Annotated in this window: 22 protein-coding genes; 13 read left to right on the top strand and 9 right to left on the bottom strand. The window is 55.5% G+C overall.

Annotation, left to right across the window (positions count from 1 at the left end):
* The 3 genes from R6U41_RS09615 to R6U41_RS09605 all read right to left on the bottom strand — a co-directional run.
* The coding region (locus R6U41_RS09615) for a hypothetical protein (protein WP_410269622.1) at window positions 1–561 on the bottom strand (561 nt) is incomplete at its 3' end.
* 125 nt (window positions 562–686) lie between these two features.
* Window positions 687–2,867, bottom strand: a complete 2,181-nt coding sequence (locus R6U41_RS09610) for a malate synthase G (RefSeq protein WP_410269621.1) — start codon at window positions 2,865–2,867, stop codon at window positions 687–689.
* 194 nt (window positions 2,868–3,061) lie between these two features.
* Window positions 3,062–3,424 (bottom strand): alpha/beta fold hydrolase, encoded by a 363-nt coding sequence (locus tag R6U41_RS09605; protein WP_410269620.1) that lies wholly within the window; start codon window positions 3,422–3,424, stop codon window positions 3,062–3,064.
* Between the two features lie 965 nt (window positions 3,425–4,389).
* Between R6U41_RS09605 and R6U41_RS09600 the strand changes: the two genes are divergently transcribed.
* The gene (locus R6U41_RS09600; protein ID WP_410269619.1) at window positions 4,390–4,788 is read left to right on the top strand and encodes a nucleotidyltransferase family protein; all 399 of its coding nucleotides are present in this window, start codon (window positions 4,390–4,392) and stop codon (window positions 4,786–4,788) included.
* On the opposite strand, the gene R6U41_RS09595 is transcribed toward R6U41_RS09600, so the two are convergent.
* A complete protein-coding gene (locus R6U41_RS09595; protein WP_410269618.1) occupies window positions 4,789–5,499 on the bottom strand; it encodes a glutamine amidotransferase in 711 nt (236 codons plus the stop codon).
* Between the two features lie 343 nt (window positions 5,500–5,842).
* Here R6U41_RS09595 and R6U41_RS09590 point away from each other — a divergent pair, with 343 nt between their 5' ends.
* From R6U41_RS09590 to R6U41_RS09535, 12 genes are all read left to right on the top strand, one after another.
* Window positions 5,843–7,198 (top strand): sigma-54-dependent transcriptional regulator, encoded by a 1,356-nt coding sequence (locus tag R6U41_RS09590; protein WP_410269617.1) that lies wholly within the window; start codon window positions 5,843–5,845, stop codon window positions 7,196–7,198.
* A gap of 305 nt (window positions 7,199–7,503) precedes the next feature.
* Window positions 7,504–7,899: a response regulator gene (locus R6U41_RS09585; RefSeq protein WP_410269616.1), complete on the top strand. Its 396-nt coding sequence runs from the start codon at window positions 7,504–7,506 to the stop codon at window positions 7,897–7,899.
* Between the two features lie 31 nt (window positions 7,900–7,930).
* Window positions 7,931–8,752, top strand: coding sequence for a hypothetical protein (locus R6U41_RS09580; protein ID WP_410269615.1), 822 nt, complete (start codon window positions 7,931–7,933; stop codon window positions 8,750–8,752).
* Window positions 8,753–8,764: 12 nt separating this feature from the next.
* On the top strand, window positions 8,765–9,601 hold the full coding sequence (locus R6U41_RS09575; RefSeq protein ID WP_410269614.1) for a universal stress protein: 837 nt from the start codon (window positions 8,765–8,767) through the stop codon (window positions 9,599–9,601).
* A gap of 26 nt (window positions 9,602–9,627) precedes the next feature.
* On the top strand, window positions 9,628–10,041 hold the full coding sequence (locus R6U41_RS09570; protein WP_410269613.1) for a universal stress protein: 414 nt from the start codon (window positions 9,628–9,630) through the stop codon (window positions 10,039–10,041).
* A 30-nt stretch (window positions 10,042–10,071) separates the two neighbouring features.
* Window positions 10,072–11,631, top strand: coding sequence for an AAA family ATPase (locus R6U41_RS09565; RefSeq protein ID WP_410269612.1), 1,560 nt, complete (start codon window positions 10,072–10,074; stop codon window positions 11,629–11,631).
* 17 nt (window positions 11,632–11,648) lie between these two features.
* A complete protein-coding gene (locus R6U41_RS09560) occupies window positions 11,649–12,752 on the top strand; it encodes a sulfite exporter TauE/SafE family protein (protein WP_410269611.1) in 1,104 nt (367 codons plus the stop codon).
* Window positions 12,753–12,839: 87 nt separating this feature from the next.
* Window positions 12,840–13,424: a response regulator gene (locus R6U41_RS09555; protein ID WP_410269610.1), complete on the top strand. Its 585-nt coding sequence runs from the start codon at window positions 12,840–12,842 to the stop codon at window positions 13,422–13,424.
* A 43-nt stretch (window positions 13,425–13,467) separates the two neighbouring features.
* Entirely contained in the window at window positions 13,468–14,973 is a 1,506-nt protein-coding gene (locus tag R6U41_RS09550) for a sensor histidine kinase (protein WP_410269609.1), read from the top strand.
* A gap of 92 nt (window positions 14,974–15,065) precedes the next feature.
* Window positions 15,066–15,953: a polyamine aminopropyltransferase gene (gene speE / locus R6U41_RS09545; protein WP_410269608.1), complete on the top strand. Its 888-nt coding sequence runs from the start codon at window positions 15,066–15,068 to the stop codon at window positions 15,951–15,953.
* A gap of 34 nt (window positions 15,954–15,987) precedes the next feature.
* Complete coding sequence (locus R6U41_RS09540) at window positions 15,988–16,671, top strand: hypothetical protein (RefSeq protein ID WP_410269607.1); 684 nt, start codon at window positions 15,988–15,990, stop codon at window positions 16,669–16,671.
* Between the two features lie 178 nt (window positions 16,672–16,849).
* The gene (locus R6U41_RS09535) at window positions 16,850–18,100 is read left to right on the top strand and encodes an IMP cyclohydrolase (protein WP_410269606.1); all 1,251 of its coding nucleotides are present in this window, start codon (window positions 16,850–16,852) and stop codon (window positions 18,098–18,100) included.
* Here R6U41_RS09535 and mnhG read toward each other — a convergent pair.
* From mnhG to R6U41_RS09510, 5 genes are read right to left on the bottom strand one after another with little or no spacing between them, the layout of a single operon-like run.
* On the bottom strand, window positions 18,097–18,447 hold the full coding sequence (mnhG, locus tag R6U41_RS09530; RefSeq protein ID WP_410269605.1) for a monovalent cation/H(+) antiporter subunit G: 351 nt from the start codon (window positions 18,445–18,447) through the stop codon (window positions 18,097–18,099). The two genes, R6U41_RS09535 and mnhG, sit on opposite strands and share 4 nt — an antisense overlap.
* A complete protein-coding gene (locus R6U41_RS09525; protein ID WP_410269604.1) occupies window positions 18,444–18,764 on the bottom strand; it encodes a monovalent cation/H+ antiporter complex subunit F in 321 nt (106 codons plus the stop codon). Before R6U41_RS09525 ends, mnhG begins: the two co-directional genes overlap by 4 nt.
* Entirely contained in the window at window positions 18,764–19,240 is a 477-nt protein-coding gene (locus R6U41_RS09520; RefSeq protein ID WP_410269603.1) for a Na+/H+ antiporter subunit E, read from the bottom strand. Before R6U41_RS09520 ends, R6U41_RS09525 begins: the two co-directional genes overlap by 1 nt.
* Entirely contained in the window at window positions 19,237–20,751 is a 1,515-nt protein-coding gene (locus tag R6U41_RS09515; RefSeq protein ID WP_410269602.1) for a Na+/H+ antiporter subunit D, read from the bottom strand. Before R6U41_RS09515 ends, R6U41_RS09520 begins: the two co-directional genes overlap by 4 nt.
* Window positions 20,748–21,155, bottom strand: coding sequence for an NADH-quinone oxidoreductase subunit K (locus R6U41_RS09510; RefSeq protein WP_410269601.1), 408 nt, complete (start codon window positions 21,153–21,155; stop codon window positions 20,748–20,750). Before R6U41_RS09510 ends, R6U41_RS09515 begins: the two co-directional genes overlap by 4 nt.
* Window positions 21,156–21,319 lie beyond the last annotated feature (164 nt).

The following is a 21,319-nucleotide window of genomic DNA, read 5'->3' as shown; positions in this document are numbered from 1 at the left end:
CTGGTCTTTGACCGCCATGGCCCCTTCTGCCTCCGGGTAGCGCCACTTGAGGTATGACCGGCCGTTTTTTTCAGCTTCGGCAACAACCACATTTTCTTTCTCAAGCGCTGCGCGGAGGGTGTTCATGGCAGCCTCACCGTCAGAGACCGGCAGCAGGGCCAGAACATCAAAATCGGTCTGCCGGGTGTCAGCGGCATTCACCCGTATGTTGGACACGGCCAGGCAAATGGGTTTGGCCGTGTCAAACCCGGCCTGCCGGACTTCCTGGAGCTCCAGCAGGTTAAATCCAAGGGTTGCGTTCATCCGGTCGATATCTTTTTGCTCAACAGAAACCCCCAGCACAGAATCCTGCGAGACAGCCAACTGCCCATACAGGGTTTCCAGGCCTTCGAATTTGACCAGCACCTGGGTGTTTTCCGGCACCATTTCCAGCAGCGGCAATTGTTCTGCTGCAGGAGGAAGTCCGGCTGACTGGTTGTCTTCGCCATCTCCGGAACAGGCGGCTATGGCCAGCATTGAAGCAATGAGAATAACACACGACAGTACACGCATTTTTTTCATGATTTGTCTCCCTCAAACGGGGTTAAAATTTTTGATTGCCGGCCGTATCCATAGCACACTCCTCCCCCGCAAACAAACAATAAGCTTTTGCCCCCGGTAAATCCGGAAAAGATTGCGTCTTTTTTTTATAAACCAGCCCTGGCCTTGGCTTTGAGACGATAGGCATGAAGCAGGGGCTCGGTGTAGCCGTTTGTCTGCTCCCGGCCTTTGAAAATCAGGTCGCATGCGGCCTGAAAGGCCAAACTGTTGTCAAAGTCTTTTGCCATGGGGATGTAGTTGGGATCATCGGCGTTCTGCCGGTCCACCACTTCGGCCATGCGCCTGAGGGTTTCCATGACCTGGTCTTTGGTGCAGATGCCGTGATACAGCCAGTTGCAGATATGCTGGGATGAAATCCGCAGGGTGGCCCGATCTTCCATCAGGCCCACGTCCCGGATATCCGGAACCTTGGAGCAGCCAACGCCCTGGTCAATCCAGCGCACCACGTATCCGAGAATGCCCTGGCAGTTGTTGTCCAGTTCCTGTTTGATGTCATCGGCACTCAGGGCTTCCGGGTCGGCCATCAGCGGCAGGGTCAGAAGATCGTCAATGCTTGCGCGCCGCTTTCCGGCCAGTTCCTGCTGGCGGGCGTCCACATTGACACGGTGATAGTGGATGGCGTGCAGGGTGGCGGCCGTGGGAGACGGCACCCAGGCGCAGTTGGCCCCTGCCTCGGGGTGGCCGATCTTGGCGTCCATCATGTCAGCCATCTTGTCGGGCATGGCCCACATGCCCTTGCCGATCTGGGCGCGGCCCCGCAGGCCGGCTGCCAGGCCCACATCCACGTTCCAGTCCTCGTAGGCGGTCATCCAGGCCGCCTGCTTCATTTCCCCTTTCCGGACCATGGGGCCGGCTTCCATGGAGGTATGGATTTCGTCTCCGGTGCGGTCCAGAAATCCCGTGTTGATGAAAATGATCCGGTCCTTGACCGCGCGGATGCATTCTCTGAGGTTGACCGTGGTGCGACGCTCCTCGTCCATGACTCCCACCTTGAGGGTGTTGCGGGCCAGGCCCAGGGCGTCTTCAATGCGGGCAAACAGGTCATCGGTAAATGCGGTCTCGTCTGCGCCGTGCAGCTTGGGCTTGACAATATAGATGCTGCCGGTTTTGCTGTTTTGGCACCCGGTGTTTGCCTTGAGATCATGGATGGCGATCAGGGCGGTGATCATGCCGTCCATGATGCCTTCAAACACCTCGTTGCCGTGGGAGTCCAAAATGGCGCTGTTTGTCATGAGATGGCCCACGTTTCGCACCAGCATCAGGCTGCGGCCCGGAAGGGCAAAAAAATCGCCCCGGGCATCGGTATACTGCCGGTCCGGGTTCATTTGCCGGGTGATGGTTTTGCCGCCCTTTTCAAAGCTTTCTTCCAGGTCCCCCTTTATCAGGCCCAGCCAGTTACGGTAAATGGCGCTTTTGTCAGCTGCATCGGCTGCCGCCACCGAGTCCTCAAAATCAACGATGGTGGTCAGAGCCGCTTCCAGGATCACGTCCTTGACATGGGCGGCATCGGTTTTGCCCACGGGATCGGCCGGATCAATGGCGATTTCCATGTGCATGCCGTGTTTGACCAGCAAAACCGCATCCGGCCGGTCCGGCGATCCCCTGTAGCCGGCGAGTTGGGACGGGTCTTTAAGGCCGGTTTCAGCGCCGTCTTTGAGCCGGACAGCCAGCTTTCCGCCGTCAATGCGGTATTCGGCGGCATCGGCGTGGCTGCCCTGCTCCAGGGGGGCGGATTGGTCCAGCACGGCCCGGGCATAGGCAATGACCTTTTCACCCCGTACGGGATTGTATTGGGTACCCTTGTGGGCCCCGCCTTCTTCCGGGATCACGTCCGATCCATAGAGGGCGTCATAAAGGCTTCCCCACCGGGCGTTGGCCGCGTTTAATGAAAACCGCGCATTGGATGCCGGCACCACGAGCTGGGGACCGGCCACCTGCGCGATTTCCGGGTCCACGTTTTGCGTGGCAGCCTGAAAATCCTCTCCCTCTGGCCTAAGATAATCGCTTTCGCGCAAAAACGCCTTGTATTCGGCCATATGAAAAGGCCCGCCTTTGCGCTGCTGGTACCAGTCGTCCAGTGCTGCCCGGAGCTGGTCGCGTTTTTCCAGAAGCTCCCGGTTTCGGGGGGTCATGTCCGCTACAATGCCGTCAAGGGCGGACCAGAAATCATCCGGGTTGACTCCGGTGCCGGAAATGGCCTCATTGTTTACAAAATCATACAAAACCCGGGCAACCTGAAGACCGCCTACATTTACCCTTTCAGTCATGGCAACTCCTCTTGTTTGGCTCTAATAAACACATTGCTGAGCGTTTCCTGCGCAAACGCCGATTCTTGATGGCGCCGTAAAAGTTCAAGATCAAGGCTTGCGCAATTTCGAAGAATGCAGCGTACTTAGCCGTACGTGAAATTCTGAGAAATTGCGCGTAACGCAGATATTGGACTTTTACGGCGCCATCATTCTTATTTTTTGAGAAACCCGGCAATGGCTTCCATGTAAAAGATTGCCCGCACACTTTCAGGATGCCGGCGGCTCCAGTCAAAGCCCAGGGCAGAGCCCCAGTCATGGATCACAAAAACCACGTTTTTATCAATTCCCATTTGTGCCAGAAATTCGTCGAGAAACCTGCGGTGTTCAACAAACCGGTAGGCGCCCGGCCCTGAATCCTCAAGTTTGTCTGAATCGCCCATTCCGATCAGATCCGGGGCAATGCATCTTCCCAAAGGCGTCACAAAGGGAATCACGTTGCGCCACAGATACGAAGAGGTGGGATTTCCATGCAGAAACACGATCGGATCGCCCTGCCCCTCGTCCACATAGGCCATGTTGCGTCCCAAAACCTGGATTGTTTTTTTTGGGATAATGCTGTTCCGACAAAACCATTGTCAACCTCCGGGCCTTGTATGGATTGGTAACTGACTGCGCGTTTTGGGCAGCAGCATTTTGGTGCGATTACCTACATAAAATAACCTTTTGCGCCGGAATGACAAGCAAGGTTTCCGGCAGGACCAGACCACCATTTTAGGCCGGGAGACGGGATAACCAAAGTATCGGCATAAGCAAGGCATAGGCATCTTGCGCCGGTTTTCGCATGGGGCGGGTCGGGTATGGTTTGTTTGTCTGCGGCGTGCTTTCGGCGATCGGTCCGGGACTTTGGCTGGAATTTTAAAAACTCGGGCTGATCGCCCTCAGACAGTTTAAAATTCCGGGCGCCAAAGCCCCGGTCCGATCTTTTGCCGAAACCGCGCCAATGCAGCCAAACAAACCACCCCCGCCCCGCCCCATGGCCAGAGCTCTGGAAATATGTGGCAGCAACGGGTTTTTACCAAGAGGTCCTTTGAATTTGGATGCCTAAAGAGTTGATGAACCCGAAAGGGGGGGCCAATGTGTTTTACGGAGATATCGAATTTGGGATAGGGTCCACAAGGAAGCCCGAAGGGCGGGGGGCGGGTTTTTGAAGCGACATGGAGAATTTTTGCGGGAAAATTCAGCCAATGCCGGAGCCGGGAAATTTCAAACTGTCTGAGGCCGACAGGCCGAGTTTGTAAATTTCGGCGGAGGCGTTGGCTGAATCCGCAAAAAGGCTCAGGAGCGAAAAAACCCGGCCCCGCCCTTCGGGCTTTCTTCCTCCAGGCCACCACCTTCATTGCAGAGGGACAGACCGCCCAAGCCTGACCCCATGTCCCATCGGTTGAAAAAAGTCTGAGAAAATCTGACACTCCCGGCAACATACACGGAATTGACGTTTTTCACATATTGTCGTATATTTAAGTAAATACGGCAGATCCTTGTGATCATCTTGGAAAAGCAGGAAAAAATCATGACCACCATCCCTTCAGCAGACATGGAAATTTATCGCCGCACCGCCAGGCGAAACAAGGAGGCTGCGGAAAAACGACGCCGCCAGCGGGTGGAGAGGGGATGGGGCTTGGCCGGAAAAGCCGCCGACCTGCTGCGAAAGCGCTTCCACGCAGAGAAAATCATTGTTTTTGGCTCCCTTCTGCGGCCGGAATATTTTGACGAACGTTCGGATGTGGACCTGGCGGTCTCCGGGGTTGCGGACAACGAATTCTTGCGGGCTGTTGCCGCGGTCACCGGGATAGACAATGACATTTCAGTGGATTTGATCCAGATTGAACAGGCGCCGGAGTCCCTGCGCAGAGAACTGGAAAACGGGGTGGCTGTGTAATCAACAAAGGCGGACAAAGGCTGAAAGGATTGCTGCGGCCTCCGGGGTTGGGGTGACGTTTTGCAAAAGGCGCTCGGGGCTGCGGCCCTCATGGATGAGTTCTTGGGCCTGTTTTTGGATGTAGGCCCGCATGATTTCGGCTGAAAATTCCGGGTGAAACTGCACGCCCCAGGCACGGCCGCCGATGCGAAAGGCGTGATTCGGGTCATGATCGCTTTCAGCCAGGTGCACCGCCCCGGGCGGAAGCTTGAGCACGGTCTGGGAATGGGTGGCATGGGCGAAAAAACGCTGCGGTAATGCGGCAAAAAGCGGATCTGATCCGGCTGCACCGGGAAAAACCCGGACTTCCACCGTGCCCACCTCCCTGCCCTGCGGGTGATAGCCGGCTTTGCCGCCCGCAGCCCGGGCCAGCAGGTGATGGCCATAGCAGATGCCCAAAATCGGGACCCCGGCATGCAGCAGCTCCTTTAGCCAGTTTTCCGTGCGCACGGTCCATTCCGCGTTGTCTGTAGCCATGGCGTGAGAGCCGGTGAGCACCGCGCCGGCGCACTTTTCCGGCGCCGGAAGCCTTTGGCCGTTTTCCGCGTCAACAATGCGGACAAACGCCCCGGGCGCGTCCAGACCGTTTTGGGTCCAGTGCTCGAAATCACCGAACCGGGACTTCATATCCGCATACGTGGTGCCCAGTTTTATCATGCAGAGTTTTTTCATGTCCGCCTCCTGCTACCCCGCTTTTGGCTTTTATACTACAGGATTGCAAAAACATTAAATTAAACCCGAACACCTCCCTGTCAACACCTGAACTTCCGGAACTTTTTATACCTTGCTTGTGTGTTGCTGATAAACACATTATTTTTTTGGCAAAATCATTAAGAAGGGGGAATGCATATGCCCACACTTCAAATCAGAGATTTGCCCGAACAGGGGTTTATGATATGTTTTTCCTGGTGCTTGCGCGCCGGCACAACACGGCTTTGGCCACCATGGACAAAAAGCTGAAAAACACGGCGCAAAACCAATCCGTCCGGACGCTTTAGATAATGGAATCAATCTCATGACAACCGCAAGGGTACTCATCGTTGACGACGATCAGGTGGCCAGGAAGAATCTGGTTCGGATCTTTTCCAGGCAGGGCTATGATGCGGTGCAGGCCGGCAGCGGGGCAGAAGCGGTGCGCCAGGTTTCGGAAGGCGGCATTGATCTGGTGATCACAGACCTTGTCATGGATGAAATGAACGGCCTGGAGCTGCTTTCCCGGATCAGGGACACGGACCCTGCAATCGAGGTTATCGTTGTGACGGCATATGCATCCATTGCCACCGCAATAGAAGCCACCAAAAAAGGCGCCTATCACTATCTTGAAAAGCCCTTCCGGCCGGAGGCTGTGACGCACCTGGCACAACAGGCCATTGAAAAAAGCCGGCTGCGCAAAAAGGTCAGCGAACTCGAAACCCGGCTTCAAAGCCACTGCCGCGAGCCGGCGTTGATCGGTGAAAGCCCGGAAATCCGGGAGGTCGTAAACGTCAGCCGCCAGGTGGCCAAAACCCACTGCAACGTGCTGATTACCGGCGAATCCGGAACCGGCAAGGAACTGGCCGCCTCAACGATTCACTACCACAGCGGCCGCAGGGATAAAAATTTCCTGGCGGTCAACTGCGGGGCCTTTACCGAGGATCTGCTGGCAAATGAGCTTTTCGGCCATGAAAAAGACGCCTTTACCGGCGCATCCACGGCCAGGGCCGGGCTGCTGGAAACCGCCAGCGGCGGCACCCTTTTTCTGGATGAAATCGGGGATATGCCCCTTAGCATGCAGGTCAAGGTGATGCGGGCCATCGAGGAGCAGAAGGTGATCCGGGTCGGCGGCAACCAGCCCGTGCCCGTGGATGTCAGGATCATTGCCGCGACAAACAAGGACCTGAAAAAAGCATTGGGCGCAGGGTTTTTCCGGCAGGACCTGTATTTCCGCTTAAACGTGATTTCCATCTACATTCCCCCGCTCAGACAGCGCAAGCGCGACATCCCCCTGCTGGCCCACTTTTTTCTTACCCGGGCGGCAAACAAGACAGACAAAAAATTTAGCGGGTTTTCAAAGCAGGCCATGGACTCCCTGCTCAATTATGATTTCCCCGGCAATGTGCGGGAACTGGAAAACATCGTGGAGCGGGCCGCGGCAATGGCCCGTGATCAGGAAATCCAGACAGAGGATCTGCCGCCGGATATCTCGGAAATGGACGTGTTTTCTTTCAGCCGGCCGGACTCCGGCATCAAGACCCTCGAAGAGATCAAGCAGGATTATATTCAGTGGGTTTTAAACAAATCCGGCAGAAACAAAACCCGGGCAGCCCAGCTTCTGGGCATAAACCGGGCCTCTTTGTGGCGGCACTTGCGACGCAACGAGATAGAGGACTGACAACGTTGCAGAATTAAACAGCTTGATGAAAATTGCAACATAAATTGTTTAACATATAATATCAAATTGTTAAACAATTCCCCGCAGGTCTTCGTTGAATAATGCAACGACACCCCTTTTTCCCCTGCCCTTCCCACTTCTTTTATCAATCCTTTATTTTCAAATAATTATCCCATTTTTTATTTTCGGCACACCTGTTGCAAAAATGTTTTCAACCGCACCCAAGGCAGGCATGACAGGCCGATAAAAAGATTTTCCGCGCCAATCATGCCCACCCGCAACCCTGGTGAACGGGAGAAAACATCATGGAAGACAACCAGCCGACCCGGGTTCTGATTTTGGATGATGAATCCATCGTATGCAAACGCCTTCAGCCTTTTCTGGAAAAAAAGGGCTACCACGTGGAGGCCTTTTACCAAAGCCCGCATGCGCTGCGGCGATTTATGAAATCCCCGTTTCACATCGTTGTCACGGACCTGAAAATGAACGGCATTGACGGCATGCAGTTTTTAACAGAGGTGAAAAAAAAATCCCCGGAAACCGAGGTAATCGTGATCACCGGGTTTGCCTCCATGGAAACCGCAAAGGAGTCCTTTCACAAGGGGGTATTTGATTTTCTGGCCAAGCCGTTTAAGCCCGAGGAAATTTATGAAGTCATCCGGAAGGCAGAGGAAAAATTCAAGGAGAATATCAAGCAATAACGTTTTTATTTCCGCCGGAAGGGGAAGTCCAATGGTAAAAGCCCTGATACCCATAAGCGTCCACCTGGAATCCAGCATTGCCCTCAGGTATGCACAACATCTGTCCCGCTGGATCGACCTGAGGATCCACGATATCCACGTCATCGACTCAGACCGCGCAGGGCCGATGCCCGCGGCCCAGGGCTGGGTGCGCAACAAGTGGGAAAAAGCCCTCACAGAAAGTGCGGAAAAGGAAATCAGCCAGTTTCTGGCCATGGAAAACCTGGATTTAAAACGGACCCGGGGCACCGAAGTCATCCAGGGCGACCGGACCGAAAAACTGCTCGAAAAGGTTATTTCCGGGGCATACCAGCTTTTCATCGAGGGCGCCCTACCGACCTTTGACCCCACGGATTTCTACTCGCTTCTCGGCTCCACGCTCTACCGAGCCCTGCCCTGCCCTGCCCTGGTGGTTAAAAACCCGGTGATCCTCGACAAAACCGTCATACTCATGGATCCCGAAGACGAACAAACCCCTGTTTCGGCTTATCTCAAAATTTTTGCCGGCTCCGGGATCGAAACAGACATTGCTGTCTACACCATCACCGACGGCGATGAGCTGGTGGTCCGGGATGCCGGGGATCAGCCGGCCTGGACAGGTCAGGTTGCAAAAACCATATCCGCTCAGTCAGTGGCCGTTGGAAAGACAAAGCGCATAAAAGGTCCGGGTGCCAGGATTGCCGAGCATTTACGGGGATACGGGCTGGTGGCGGCTTCGGTTCCGCGCAATCCCATGCGGCAGAAGCCCAAGCTCGAAATTCTGGCCAGGCTGCCCAACCCGGTGCTCATCTGCTGGTCTGAAACATCAACATAACCGGAGGCTTCCATGAAAATACTCATTGAGGTCGGCAGACAGAACAAGATGGAATCCGTGATCCTCCAGGTGGCGGAACTGGCGGCCAATACCTGGGCAAACGTCACGTTTCTCGGGCTTTGCCCTTCCCCGGAGGCCGTAAACGACATAGCTGAAACCCTTGATGCATGCCGCGGAATTTTTTTATCCGGCATCAGGGATGACGTCTCCCTGTATGCCGCCCACAAGGCTCCGTACAAGCTTATCAAGCAGGAAAACGGCACCTGGGATCAGCAGTATGGGGGCAGCGCCAGAAAGGATTTGCGTTTCCGCATCCGCTGCGGCAATCCCGGCAAGGCAGTGGTGACCGAAGCCGGGGATGCCAATGCAGACATTGTTATCAAGGGCAGCGGCAGCCGGCAGCAAGAGGCGGACGAGACCCTCAAAAAAGTGGTCAACCAAGCCCCGTGCTCCGTGCTGATTATCCGGGAGGAAACAAAGCCGCAGATGATTGTCTGCTGCCTGGATCAGGACACGGTCAGCCAGTCGTCCATGGAACTGATCAATCAACTGGTCAACCTCTACCGGGCTGAGCTCGAAATCGTGGGAATAACCGGGGCGGCCGGACTGTCCAGCGAAGTGGACCGCCGCATGGCAAGCATCCTGAGCTATTACACGGATCGCAACATAAAGGCGTGGGTCCGGCTGGTGGATGCGGCATCCCTGAAAACCTTTGTCACACAGACGGGAAAGGACCAGCTGCTGGCGCTCTGGATGGGCCGGGAATCGCTTCTGGACAAGATATTTTCCAGACAGCGGATCGCCGGACTGGCGGCCAATGCCGAATCGTCCATCCTGATTCTGAGGTGATTTACAAACCCGGCTTCGAGGTGAACATGAATGGCAAAATAATGGTTCTCTTCGATTCTTTATCGGTCCGGAAAGAAGCGCTGGAATATGCCATTGAACTGGCCAGGCGAACGGATTCTTCGCTGATGAGTCTTTTTCTCATCGATCCATCCGGCATGGAACCGGCCGGCGACCCGGACTGGGAGATACAGGGACGACAGATCGCCCGGGAGGTGGAACAACGGGTCCGGCGGGCGGGCCTGGAGGCTGATGCGGAAATACGAACCGGCAACCCTTCTTCCGAATTGATGAAGTTTCTTGCTGATTACCGCTCTCCCCGGGCCATTGTCTGGGGGGGCAAATTTTGGGCAGACGGGACAAAGCGGCACAGGGACCACTGGCTTTCCCGGATAAAAGACCGGCTTGGGTGCCCGGTGGTCGTGCCGGCCCGCAAAACCTGAACTTAACCATAAAACACCGGAGTGATAGCAATGCAGCTTATATGCATCTCAAGGGGAACATTCAGCGGCGGCAAGAGCCTGGCTCAAAAACTGGCCCGGAACCTCGACTATGAGTGTCTCAGCTGGGAGGACCTGGTTGATGCGGCCAACCGGGAGGGCATCCAGGTGGGCAAACTGGAGATGGCCACGGTGAATCCGGCTGTTTTCAGCGGAAGGCTTGCCCTGGAAAAAGAGCAATTTCTGGCTTTTGCCACCTCTTACATGTGCAGCCGGCTCATGGAAAGTCCGGGGCTGGTCTATCACGGACGGGCCGGACATCACAAGCTCGCCGGGGTCAGCCACATCCTGCGCGTCCGGGTCCTTGCCGATTACGAGCAGCGCATCAACACGATAATGCAGGAACGGAGACTGGACCGTCAAAAGGCCGCCAGATACATCCGCGAAGTCGACGAGGACAGAAAAAGGTGGGCGTATTCCATGTACGGCGTTTCCCTGGAGGATCCGGCCAACTATGACATGTTTGTCAACCTGGCCGGCATGAGTACGGACAACGCGGCCGCAGCCCTTGTCAGCACGGCCCGGCTGCCGGATTTCCAGATGACCCCGGCTGACGTAAACACCCTAAAAAATCTGGACCTGGCCGCCCGAACCCGGCTGACCCTTGCCAAAGACGAGCGGACACACGGGGCAAGCGTGAAAGTGCGGGCCGACAAAGGCGTTGTCACTGTCACCTACCTGCCCCAGGATGCGGCCATGGCCGAGTTTATCCCGGCGGTGTGCGCCGGCCTGCCTGGATTAAAGGAAGTCCATGCCACAATGGCCATGACAAACATCCTCTGGATACAGGAGGAATTTAAGCCCGACTCAGATCTCTGCGACCAGCTGGTGGAAATTGCCACCAAGTGGAACGCGGCCGTGGAGCTCATAAAGGTGGACCCGGAAAATAAAGCCCCGGTAGGCGCGCAGCAGGCAGTGGTGGAAGCCGCGGAAAGCTTTGATTCTGAATTTCAGGGATATAACGGCGGCATTGAAAACGATTCCGGGCATACGGCCGAAGACGACAGCCCTCTCAGAAAAACCCTGGACAAACTGGCCAGGGAGGGAAGATCCGGCGGGGGCCGGGTGGTATACGGGGGACAGAGACAATTGATAAACGCCATAGACCCCGCCACACCCTACACCCTGGTGGTGATCGGCGAAATTTTTTCATCAAGCGGGCATGCGGCCATGCTCCGGGCCACCCGGGACCTGAGAAACTTTCTGGGCGAACGGATCAAGGCCCCTGTGGTCACCGCAGATGAACTCGGCAGCCAGTACTTGTTCGGAAAACGGGACATGATCAGGGCAGGGACCTGCCTGGCTGCAACAGTGATTCTGTTTTTCCTGGTATTTAGCAACCAGGAATTTGTCCTGGCCTTCCTGTCCCAAAGCGGATGGTTTGCAGACGCCGTCGGGGATTCCTTTCTGGGTGCAACCGATTGGGCACCGGGCCTGGTGGTGGCGGCAGCCGTGTTTCTCCTGATTCCGGTGGTGGCTTTCTGCTACGGGACCGTGGCTTCGAGCATCCTGAAACTCATTAAAATGGAATAAAAAAAGGAGCATATGTTATGGAACTTTTACTGGGCCGTTTTATTGAACTGGACCTTGCAACATGTCTCCAGGTTATCATGCTGGGAGCCGTGGGCGGGGTGTTGAGCGGGTTTGTGGGCAGCGGGGGCGCATTTTTCATGACCCCGGGAATGATGAACCTGGGCGTGCCCGGGGTGGTGGCAGTGGCAAGCAATATCACCCACAAGTTCGGAAAGGCCATGATGGGAAGCAAGAAACACGGCGAATACGGCAACGTGGACAAGCGGCTGGCGCTGTTCATGGTGGTTACCTCCTTTATCGGCATTCGCGTGGCCGTGATGATCAACAGCGCCCTTTTCGGCCACGCCGACGGCCACGGAGCGGGCGGAACAGCGGCCTCCAACCTCTATATCAGCATGATCTTTATCCTTATTCTGTTTTTCGTGGCCATTTCCATGCTCAGGGATGCAATGAAATCCAGCAAGGAGGGCGGCGGGCCATCGATGAAAATCAGTGCTTTTATTTCAAGGCTCTATTTACCGCCTTACATTTATTTCAAGGTATCCAACGTAAAGGTCTCGCTGTGGGTGATCCTGGTCTGCGGACTGGCAACGGGTTATCTGGCCGGCACAATCGGCGTTGGCGGATTCATCGGCGTGCCCGCCATGATCTACATTTTCGGGGTTCCCACCGCAGTGGCTGCCGGCTCCGAGCTTTACCTGGCCATGTTCATGGGGGCCTGGGGGGCATTGAGTTATGCGTTTGAAGGTTTTGTGGATATCCGCCTGGCCATGCTGCTTTACCTGGGCTCCCTGGTGGGGGTTTATGTAGGCGCTTACGGGGTAAAAGTGGTCAATGAGATCATGATCCGAATGGTCACCGGGCTTATCATCCTGCTCTGCGTATTGAGCCGGGCAGTGGCAGTGCCCATGTATTTGCGCCAGATGGATCTTATCAGCATGGACCCGGCATGGGATCCGTATTTCAACAACATCAGCAAGGCCATCCTGTTTTTTGCGGGCATATCCGGTGTATGCATCATACTCTACAACGTAATCAAGGCCTACCGGCAAAGAAGACGTATCCGGTCAACCCTGATCGAGGCCGGGACCATGCCGGAAACAGTATCCACCACAACCTGAAAAATCAGGGCCGAAGCTTGGCATCCTGGCAACCTTTTATAAAACAATGCAGCCATGGATGAGACAACCAAAAAAATCAATGATTGGATGGCAAAGATCAACTTTGCCGACAACAAAGACAGGCAAGCAGACAAGGAACCGCCCTGCGGGGAGCGGAAAACAAAACTTGCCCTGGACAGGATCCTGGTGGTCAGGGAGGAAAAAACAGGAGAACAAAAAAACAGGGGGACAGGAGCAATGGAGACAAAAACCGGAGAAAATACGAATCGTGAACAGTTAAACGTCATGATACTCGATGACGAGCCCATTGTGGGCAAGCGCCTGACCCCTGCGCTGACCAGGGCCGGATTTAACGTGGAATTCTTTCTTAACCCCAAACAGGCCCTGGCCCGGCTGGATGAAAAAGAATTCGATATCGTGGTCACAGATCTTAAAATGGAGGAGGTCGACGGCATCCAGGTGCTGGAACACATTCTTTCCAAATGCCGCCATACCCGGGTTATCCTGATCACCGGATACGCCACGGTGGAGGTGGCCCGTGAGGCGCTGGTCAAGGGTGCCTTTGACTTTATTGCCAAGCCCTTCAAGCCCGGGGACCTCAAGGCGGTTATCAATAAAGCCGCTTTGTCCCTGGGGCATAAAGGAATTGTTTCCGAAGATGACCTCATGTAAGGTGAATCTGAAAAACAGCCTTGGCAAAACGTGAGGCGGTACAATGGATACAGAGCAAAACGAAGTCAATCACTCCTGGGAAAAAACAGCCCGGGAGGCCCAGCGCGCCCTGAAAGAACGGCCCTCGGTTTCCATACGGGCCCGCCTGATCCTGGGATTCGGGGCATGGTTTGCCCTGAGCCTGACGCTTACCATTTTCTCCATGATCGGGGTTTCCCAAATCCAGGACAAGATCCGCTTTCTGGAAGTCGCCCAGGACTACACCGTGGAAATCCAGCAGGCACGGCGATTTGAGAAAAACTTTTTTCTGTACCAGACAAACCTTGACGACGCACTGGAGCATATCCGTAACGCGGCCGAAATCCTGGAAACCAACGCTAAAGGAATCACCAGCGCCGTGGGCCGGGAAAACTATACCCAAATCAGAAAACCCCTTCGCAAGTACAAACAACTACTTGAAAAAATAGATGAAAACCAAATAGTGGACGCCTCGTCAGACCTTGAGGCCATGGAATCCATACTGCGGGAACACGGTGCGGAAATGGTCACGGTGGCAAACGAGTTTCTGGGCAAGGAACGGGAACTTGTGCATTCCTTGGTGTCCCTGTCCCAGAAGGTTCCCCTGATCTTCCTCGGACTTCTGCTGCTGCTGATCATTTTTCTGGGCTACTTTATTGCCAACCAGATGCTGGCACCCTTAAAACGCATGATGATGGCCACCACCCGCATTGCAGAAGGCGATTTTACCCCCATTACCCCCCGGCGCCGCTATAATGACGAATTCTCCAAGCTGGCCACCGCCTTAAATCACATGATGCTGCAGCTGGTTCGGCGCCAGGAACAGCTCATACATGCGCACAAGCTCAAGGCTGTGGGGACCCTGACCGCCGGGGTGGCTCACGAACTCAACAATCCCTTAAACAATATCATCCTGACCTCTTCGGCCCTTAAGGAGGAATACCAGGACATCCCGGACGAAGAGCGCGACGACATGATCAACGACCTTTTAAACGAGGCCGACCGGGCCCAGAAAATCGTCAGGAAACTTCTTGACTTTGCCAGGGAAGGCAAACTGGAAGCAGAGGCCCTGGATACTGAGAAACTGATCAACCAGACCCTGGAACTGGCCAGCAACCAGATCAAACTGGCCGGGGTAAAAGTCAAGGGCGAAATCCAGCCCGACCTGCCCAGGATATACGGCGACGGCCAGCAATTGATCCAGGTGTTTTTAAACATTATTTTAAATGCGGTGGCGGCAATGCCGGACGGCGGCGAGCTCACCATTATGATCCAAAACACAAAAGACCGCGAATACGTGGCTATCCGGTTTACGGATACGGGCCCGGGTATCCCGGAGCACAAACAAGCCGAAATATTTGATCCCTTCTACACCACCCGCCCCGCAGGCAAGGGAACCGGCCTGGGATTGTCAGTATCTCTGGGTATCATCCAAAAGCACGGCGGTGAGATCAAGGTCGCCAGCCAGGTCAACAAGGGAACGACCTTCACCGTGCTGCTGCCTGCCACCAAGATCCCCGCAGAAATATAACCCCTTTTCCCGCTGATACCAACACAGGGATTTACCTGCCGGTACAAAAATGCTATGGATTTTTTATTTTCCTGCAAAAGGGAGGTTGCCGCATGACGGATGAAAATAACAGCGGAAAGCTTGATCTGTGGGTGACCGAAACCCACAAGAACATGGTCTCTCTGGGATTTCGGGTGGAGCGGACCCTGTTTTCGGGTACAAGCGCCTATCAGCAGGTGGATGTGGTGGAAACCGCCGGCCACGGGACACTGCTGTTAAACGACGGCATTGTCATGGTCTCGGAAAGAGACGAATTCGTCTACCATGAAATGATCGCCCACGTGCCCCTGTTTACCATTGCCGAGCCCCGAAGCGTGCTGATCATCGGCGGCGGCGACGGGGGAACGGCCCGGGAGGTGCTGCGCCACAAAAGCGTCAAACGGGCCGTAATGGTGGAAATCGACCAAATGGTGGTCGATGCATGTAAAAAACACATGCCCTCGGTTTCCTGTGCCTTAGACGACCCCCGCCTGGAGCTGATCATCGACGACGGAGTCAAGTATGCCCAGAACTGCACGGAAACATTTGACGCAGTGCTCATTGACTCCACCGATCCCATCGGACCGGCCCAGCCCCTGTTTGACCGGTCGTTTTACAAAAAGATCGCAGGCCTGCTTTCGGAAAACGGGGTGATGATCTCCCAGTCTGAATCGCCGTTTTACGACACTGAAATCCAGAATTCCATGTTTTCCAACCAGCGGCCCTTTTTCGAAAAAATCCACATGTACACCTTCTCCACCCTCACCTACCCGGGCGGGCTGTGGAGCTTCGGGTTTGCCTCAAACGGGCTGTGCCCAATCCGGGATTTTGATCCGAAACGCGCGGCAGTTCCGGGGATGGACATGCAGTATTACAATCCAGCGGTCCACCGGGCGGCATTCGCCCTGCCCGGCTTTGTCACAAGGGGCCTGACCGGGCTCATCGATCCGGTGCCATTATAAATCAACGCAAACAACATCAGGTGCGGAGGATGTCATGAGTATCAATATTGTCAAAAAAATCGACGATCTGGTAAAGGTCAACACGGTTTTGATAAGCGTTTCAGACAAAACCGGGCTTGAGGACTTTGCGCCCGGCCTGGTAAAGGCCAACCCCAATATCCGGATTTTGTCCACCGGCGGCACGTATAAAAAGATTGAACAGATCCTGGGCAAAAAAGCTGAAAAGGTACTCACCCCGGTTTCCGAATACACGGGACAGCCCGAAACCCAGGGCGGGCTGGTCAAGACCCTGGATTTCAAGATCTATCTGGGCCTTCTCACCGAAACCCACAACCCGGATCATCAGGCCGATCTCAAACGCACCGGGGCCGTGCCCATCAACATGGTGGTGGTCAACCTCTATCCGTTTCAGCAGACCATCGAGGCTGCAAACGTCACCCCGGAAAAGGCCCGGGGCAACATCGACATCGGCGGGCCGTGCATGATCCGGGCGGCGGCCAAAAATTTCATCCGGGTAACCTCTGTGGTGGACCCCAAGGATTATCCCAAAATCCTGGAAGAACTCGAGTCCATGGAGTCCATGACATCTCTGGAGACCCGGATCAGCCTGGCCAAAAAAGCCTTTTTCCACACGGCCGGATATGACCAGGCCATTGCCAATTACCTGCGCGAGACCTCGTTTAACGATATCCAGGGCGCATACGAGGAAATCCTGTAATTAGTGCCCGAACGAAAACCAGGATTTTTCGTCAAGGTCAAGGACGGCGAAAATTTTAACCGCAGGAATACTCGACGTATTTTGAGGATTAAAATTTGAGCCGGACGCAGAGATTGGCGGAAAAAACGGTTTTCGTTCAGGCACTAATTAAAACTTAACACTGATGGAGTGACCCGAAATGGCCGATGACCTGAAAAAAATGTATAAAACCATCATGGACGATCACTTTCCGCCGCAGATGGAAATCTCCTTTGTGGACGGCGACAACCGCCAGACCCTGTTTTACGAAAAGGTGGACTGGGTGATCGAAGGGGTGCGAAAGGGCCTGCGCTACGGGGAAAACCCCGGCCAGGAAGCGGCCCTGTACCGGCTGGCAAACGGCAACCTGGTGCTGGGAGAAGCCCGCACCATTGACCCGGGCCAATACCTGGCCTCGGACATCGAGCTGCTGCAGTCCGGCAAGCACCCGGGCAAAACCAACCTCACGGACGCAGACAACGCCTTAAACATCCTGCGCTACTTCACCGACACACCCTGTGCCATTATCGTCAAGCACAACAACCCCTGCGGGGCGGCCGTATCCGAATCCCTGGCAGACGCATATGCCAAAGCCTACATGGCCGACCGGGTTGCGGCATTCGGCGGCTCCATTGCCGTCAATCGTGCGCTGGACAAGCCAACGGCGGAAGCCGTGGCCAGCCAGTACGCCGAGGTGATCGTGGCCCCGGAATATGAACACGGAGTCACGGATATTCTGGCAAAGCGCAAGAACCTGCGGGTAATCCAGATCCAGAATATCGAGCGGCTCCAGTCCTTTGTGGGCCAGCGGGTGGTGGAGTTTAAAAACTTAATTGACGGCGGCCTGATCACTCAGTGGTCCTTTGTGCCCGAAGCCCGTAGCGATGCCGACTTCAAGCTGGCTGAATGCGAATACAAGGGAGAGGTCTACCGCATCAACCGGCCGCCCACAAAGGACGAACTGGCCGACATCCGGTTTGGCTGGCTGCTGGAGTCGGGCGTGACCTCGAACTCGGTGCTCTATGTCAAAGACGGGGTGTCCGTGGGTATCGGAACCGGTGAGCAGGACCGGGTGGGCGTGGCGGAAATCGCCCGGGACAAAGCTTACCGCAAGCTTGCGGACCGCTACTGCTTTGAGCAGCATAACATGCCCTATAACGAGCTGGCAGACGGGGACAAAAAAGATGAGATCAACGCCCGGGTCAAGGCGGAAAAAGGCGGCCTGATCGGGGCAACCATGGTCAGCGACGCGTTTTTCCCGTTCCGTGACGGCGTGGACGTGGGCCTGCGCGAAGGAGTGACAGCAGTGGTGCATCCGGGCGGGTCGTTAAATGATTACCAGTCCATCGAGGCCTGCAACGAAAACAACGCCACCATGGTGCTTACCGGCCAGCGCAGTTTTAAGCACTAATCATCTTGTTCGGGTTCGGTCCAGTCGCAGGTGTAGGCCAGTTCATCCATCCAGGTTCTGTGCCAGAGCCTGACACGGGTGCAGTAGGCGGCGCGGCCGATTAAGTGGGCGGCCACCGGGGCGGTGAACAAAATAAACAAAATAGCGGCAAAGGCGCGCAGGGTGGTGCTCAGGTCCATGTAAAACAGGGCCAGGGCCAGAAACATCAGACCCGAGCCCAGAGCACCCGCCTTGGTGGCCGCGTGCATCCGAATGATGGTATCCGGCAGGCGCAGCATGCCCAGGGCGGCAACAAAGCAGAAGACCCCGCCGGCGAGCATGAAAAATGCCACAAAATATTGCGTCATTTATCTATCTCCTCCTGGTATTCGTCAATCCGGCCGCTTCTGGCCAACCGCTCCCGGAACCGGGCCAGAGCCACTGTGCCCAGAAACGAGATCAGGGCATAGGCAATGGCCACGTCCAGAAACGACCTTTGCTGCCTGTAAATCGACAGGGCTGCCAGAATGGCCACGATCAGAACGGAAATCAAATCCAGGGCCACGATCCGGTCTGCCTGGCTCGGGCCGGCAAGCAGCCGTATAAAAGCCAGCAGCACCGCCAGGGCCAGCAGCACCAGGGTGATTTTTGCAGCGGTTTGGACAACAATGCTTTCCACAACCATTATCGTACGGCCTCCAGCACCCGTTTTTCGATTTTTTCCTTGATATCCCGGCGGGCGGTTTCCACGTCATCTAAAAACATCATGTGCACATACAGGGTTTTGCGGTCCGCGGAAACATCCAGACTCAGGGTGCCCGGGGTCAGGGAAATGATGTTGGCCACCAGCATGATCTCAAAATCGGTTCTGGCATCCAGGGGAACGCCGATCACCGCCGGGCTGGAAAGATGCCTGGGCGTGATCACATCCCACAAAACCCGGAAGTTGGACACCAGCAAAAGCCAGACAAATGTTACCGCAAGCCGGACAATGTTGATCACCCGGGCAAAATATCCCGAGGGCCCGTACAGGTGACGGGTGATCCACAGCGCCAGATACCCGATCACAAAACCGGAAACAAACCCGGTCGGGTTGAGCTGGCCCATGATCACGGCAAAGCCGGCTGCCAGAAACAGGTTGAAGACAAACAGATTGCTCATCTGCCACCTCCGAGTACCGCATCGACATAAATGCCGGGATTCATCAGCTCATGGGCCGCGGAGCCGGCCAGATCCACAAACGGCCCCGGCAAAAGCCCCATTGCCATGGTAAGCATCACAAGCAGCACAATGGGCGCATACAGCCAGAAATCACTCTGCCCCCGCTCCTGTGCGTCAATTTCCGGTTCCGGCTCCGGTTCCGCCGCCGGGGCCGGCTTCCAGAAGGCCTCAGCCCATATCTTTGTCATGGAATAGGTTGTCAGCAGTCCCACCACAATGGCTGCGGCCGCGGCCACATAGGCTTTGGCCTCAAGCCCGGCGCGAATCACCAGAAATTTGGCCCAGAACCCGGACAAGGGCGGAAACCCGGCCAGGGAAAACGCGGAAATAAAAAACAGGATTGTTATAAACCCGTGGTTTTTATAAAGCCCCCCGAGCCGGCCGAGCTCAAAGGAGCCGGCCTTTTGCCGGCACACACCGGAGATCAGAAACAAGTTGGCCTTGACAATCATGTTGTGTGCCAGAAAAAACACCGCCCCGGTCAGGGCCAGGGGCGTAAACAACGCCAGGCCCAGCACCATGTAGCCCACTTGGCTGATGATGTGAAACGACAGAATCCGCCTGAACTCGTAAAATGCCGCCGTGCCCAGCACGCCCACGATCATGGTCAGCACGCCGACTGCCAGCAGGATCCCGTGGGTATAGGTGATGTCAAAGATAAAAACCAGGGTAAACATCCGGATCAGGGCATAGACCCCCACCTTGGTCAGCAGCCCGGCCATTATGGTGGACACGGCCACAGGCGGTGTATGATAGGACACGGGCAGCCAGAAAAACAGCGGGAAAATGCCGGCCTTGATGCCGAATGCGGTCATGAACACGGCGGCCACGGCGGTAAGCAGGCCTTTGTGTTCCACCTGCATGACCGCGGAATGCAGATCCGCCATGTTCAGGGTCCCGGTCATTCCGTAGAGCAGCCCGATGCCCGAGATAAACAGCAGGGTGGCAAACAGGTTGATCATCACGTATTTCACCCCGCCGTCAAGCTGCTGTTTTTCCCCGCCCATGACCAGCAGCCCGAAAGAGGCCATGAGCATGACCTCAAACCAGACGTAGAGATTAAACAGATCACCTGTTAAAAACGCCCCGCACACCCCGCCGAGCAGGATATGCAGCAGGGGCTGGTAGCCCGCGGCCAGCATGCCCGCGCGGATCTCGGCCCTGGAATAGGCGGTTACCGAAAGACCCAGTATTCCCGTGACTGCCACAAGAATAGCGCTGAAATGATCAGCCGCCAGGGTGATGCCGAAAGGCGCAGGCCAGGAGCCGATCTGAACCGTGACGATGCCGGTTTTGGCAACCCGTGCCAGCAGGAGCATGCAAACCAGAAAATGCACCAGGGCCCCGGAAATGGCCGCCCTGCCCTGCAGGCGAAGGTGGTTTCGCAAACACAGGGTCACTGCGGCCACGGCAAAGGGCACGATCACCGGAAGCACCACAAGCCAGTTCATGCGCCCTCCCTGCCCGGGCCATGAGCACCGCCGATCCCGGCCTGCCCGCCCTCTTCTGCCCCGCTGTTCTCTCTGGGCTCGGATACGCGCATCAGTTCGGTCTCCACCGTGTTCAGCGACTGGTAGGCTTTGTAAAACAGGATAAACACAAAGGTCAGCAGCGCAAACCCGATGACAATGGCGGTCAGTATCAGGGCCTGGGGCAGGGCGTTTGCCAGGGGTTGGGCCGCAACCCCCGCATCCGGATCAATAAGCGGCGGATGGGTCTGCGAAAGCCGGCCGGCAACGAAAATCAACAGGTTCACCGCGTTGGTAGCCAGCGCCAGCCCGAAGATAAAGCGGATCAGGTTGCCTGAGAGCATCAGGTACAGACTTGCGGCCCACAAATTTGTTGGTTGTTCCATTGTAGTTCCTGGCTCCTAAATATATATTTTGACTTATTGAAGTTTCTTCAAGAGTCCCATCAGCTTGAGTTGTTAAACTTTGAGAGTTGTTGTCTATAAAAATTGCCATATTTCCTGCCGATGTTCCGTTTTGTCGTATTGTTACCATGTGCCATCCCCCATCA

The organism is Desulfosalsimonas sp., from assembly GCF_046483245.1.
In the GTDB taxonomy this organism is placed as follows: Bacteria; Desulfobacterota; Desulfobacteria; order Desulfobacterales; family Desulfosalsimonadaceae; genus Desulfosalsimonas.
The sequence above is the reverse complement of the archived record's forward strand: the minus strand, read 5'-3'. Positions and strand labels throughout refer to the sequence as shown.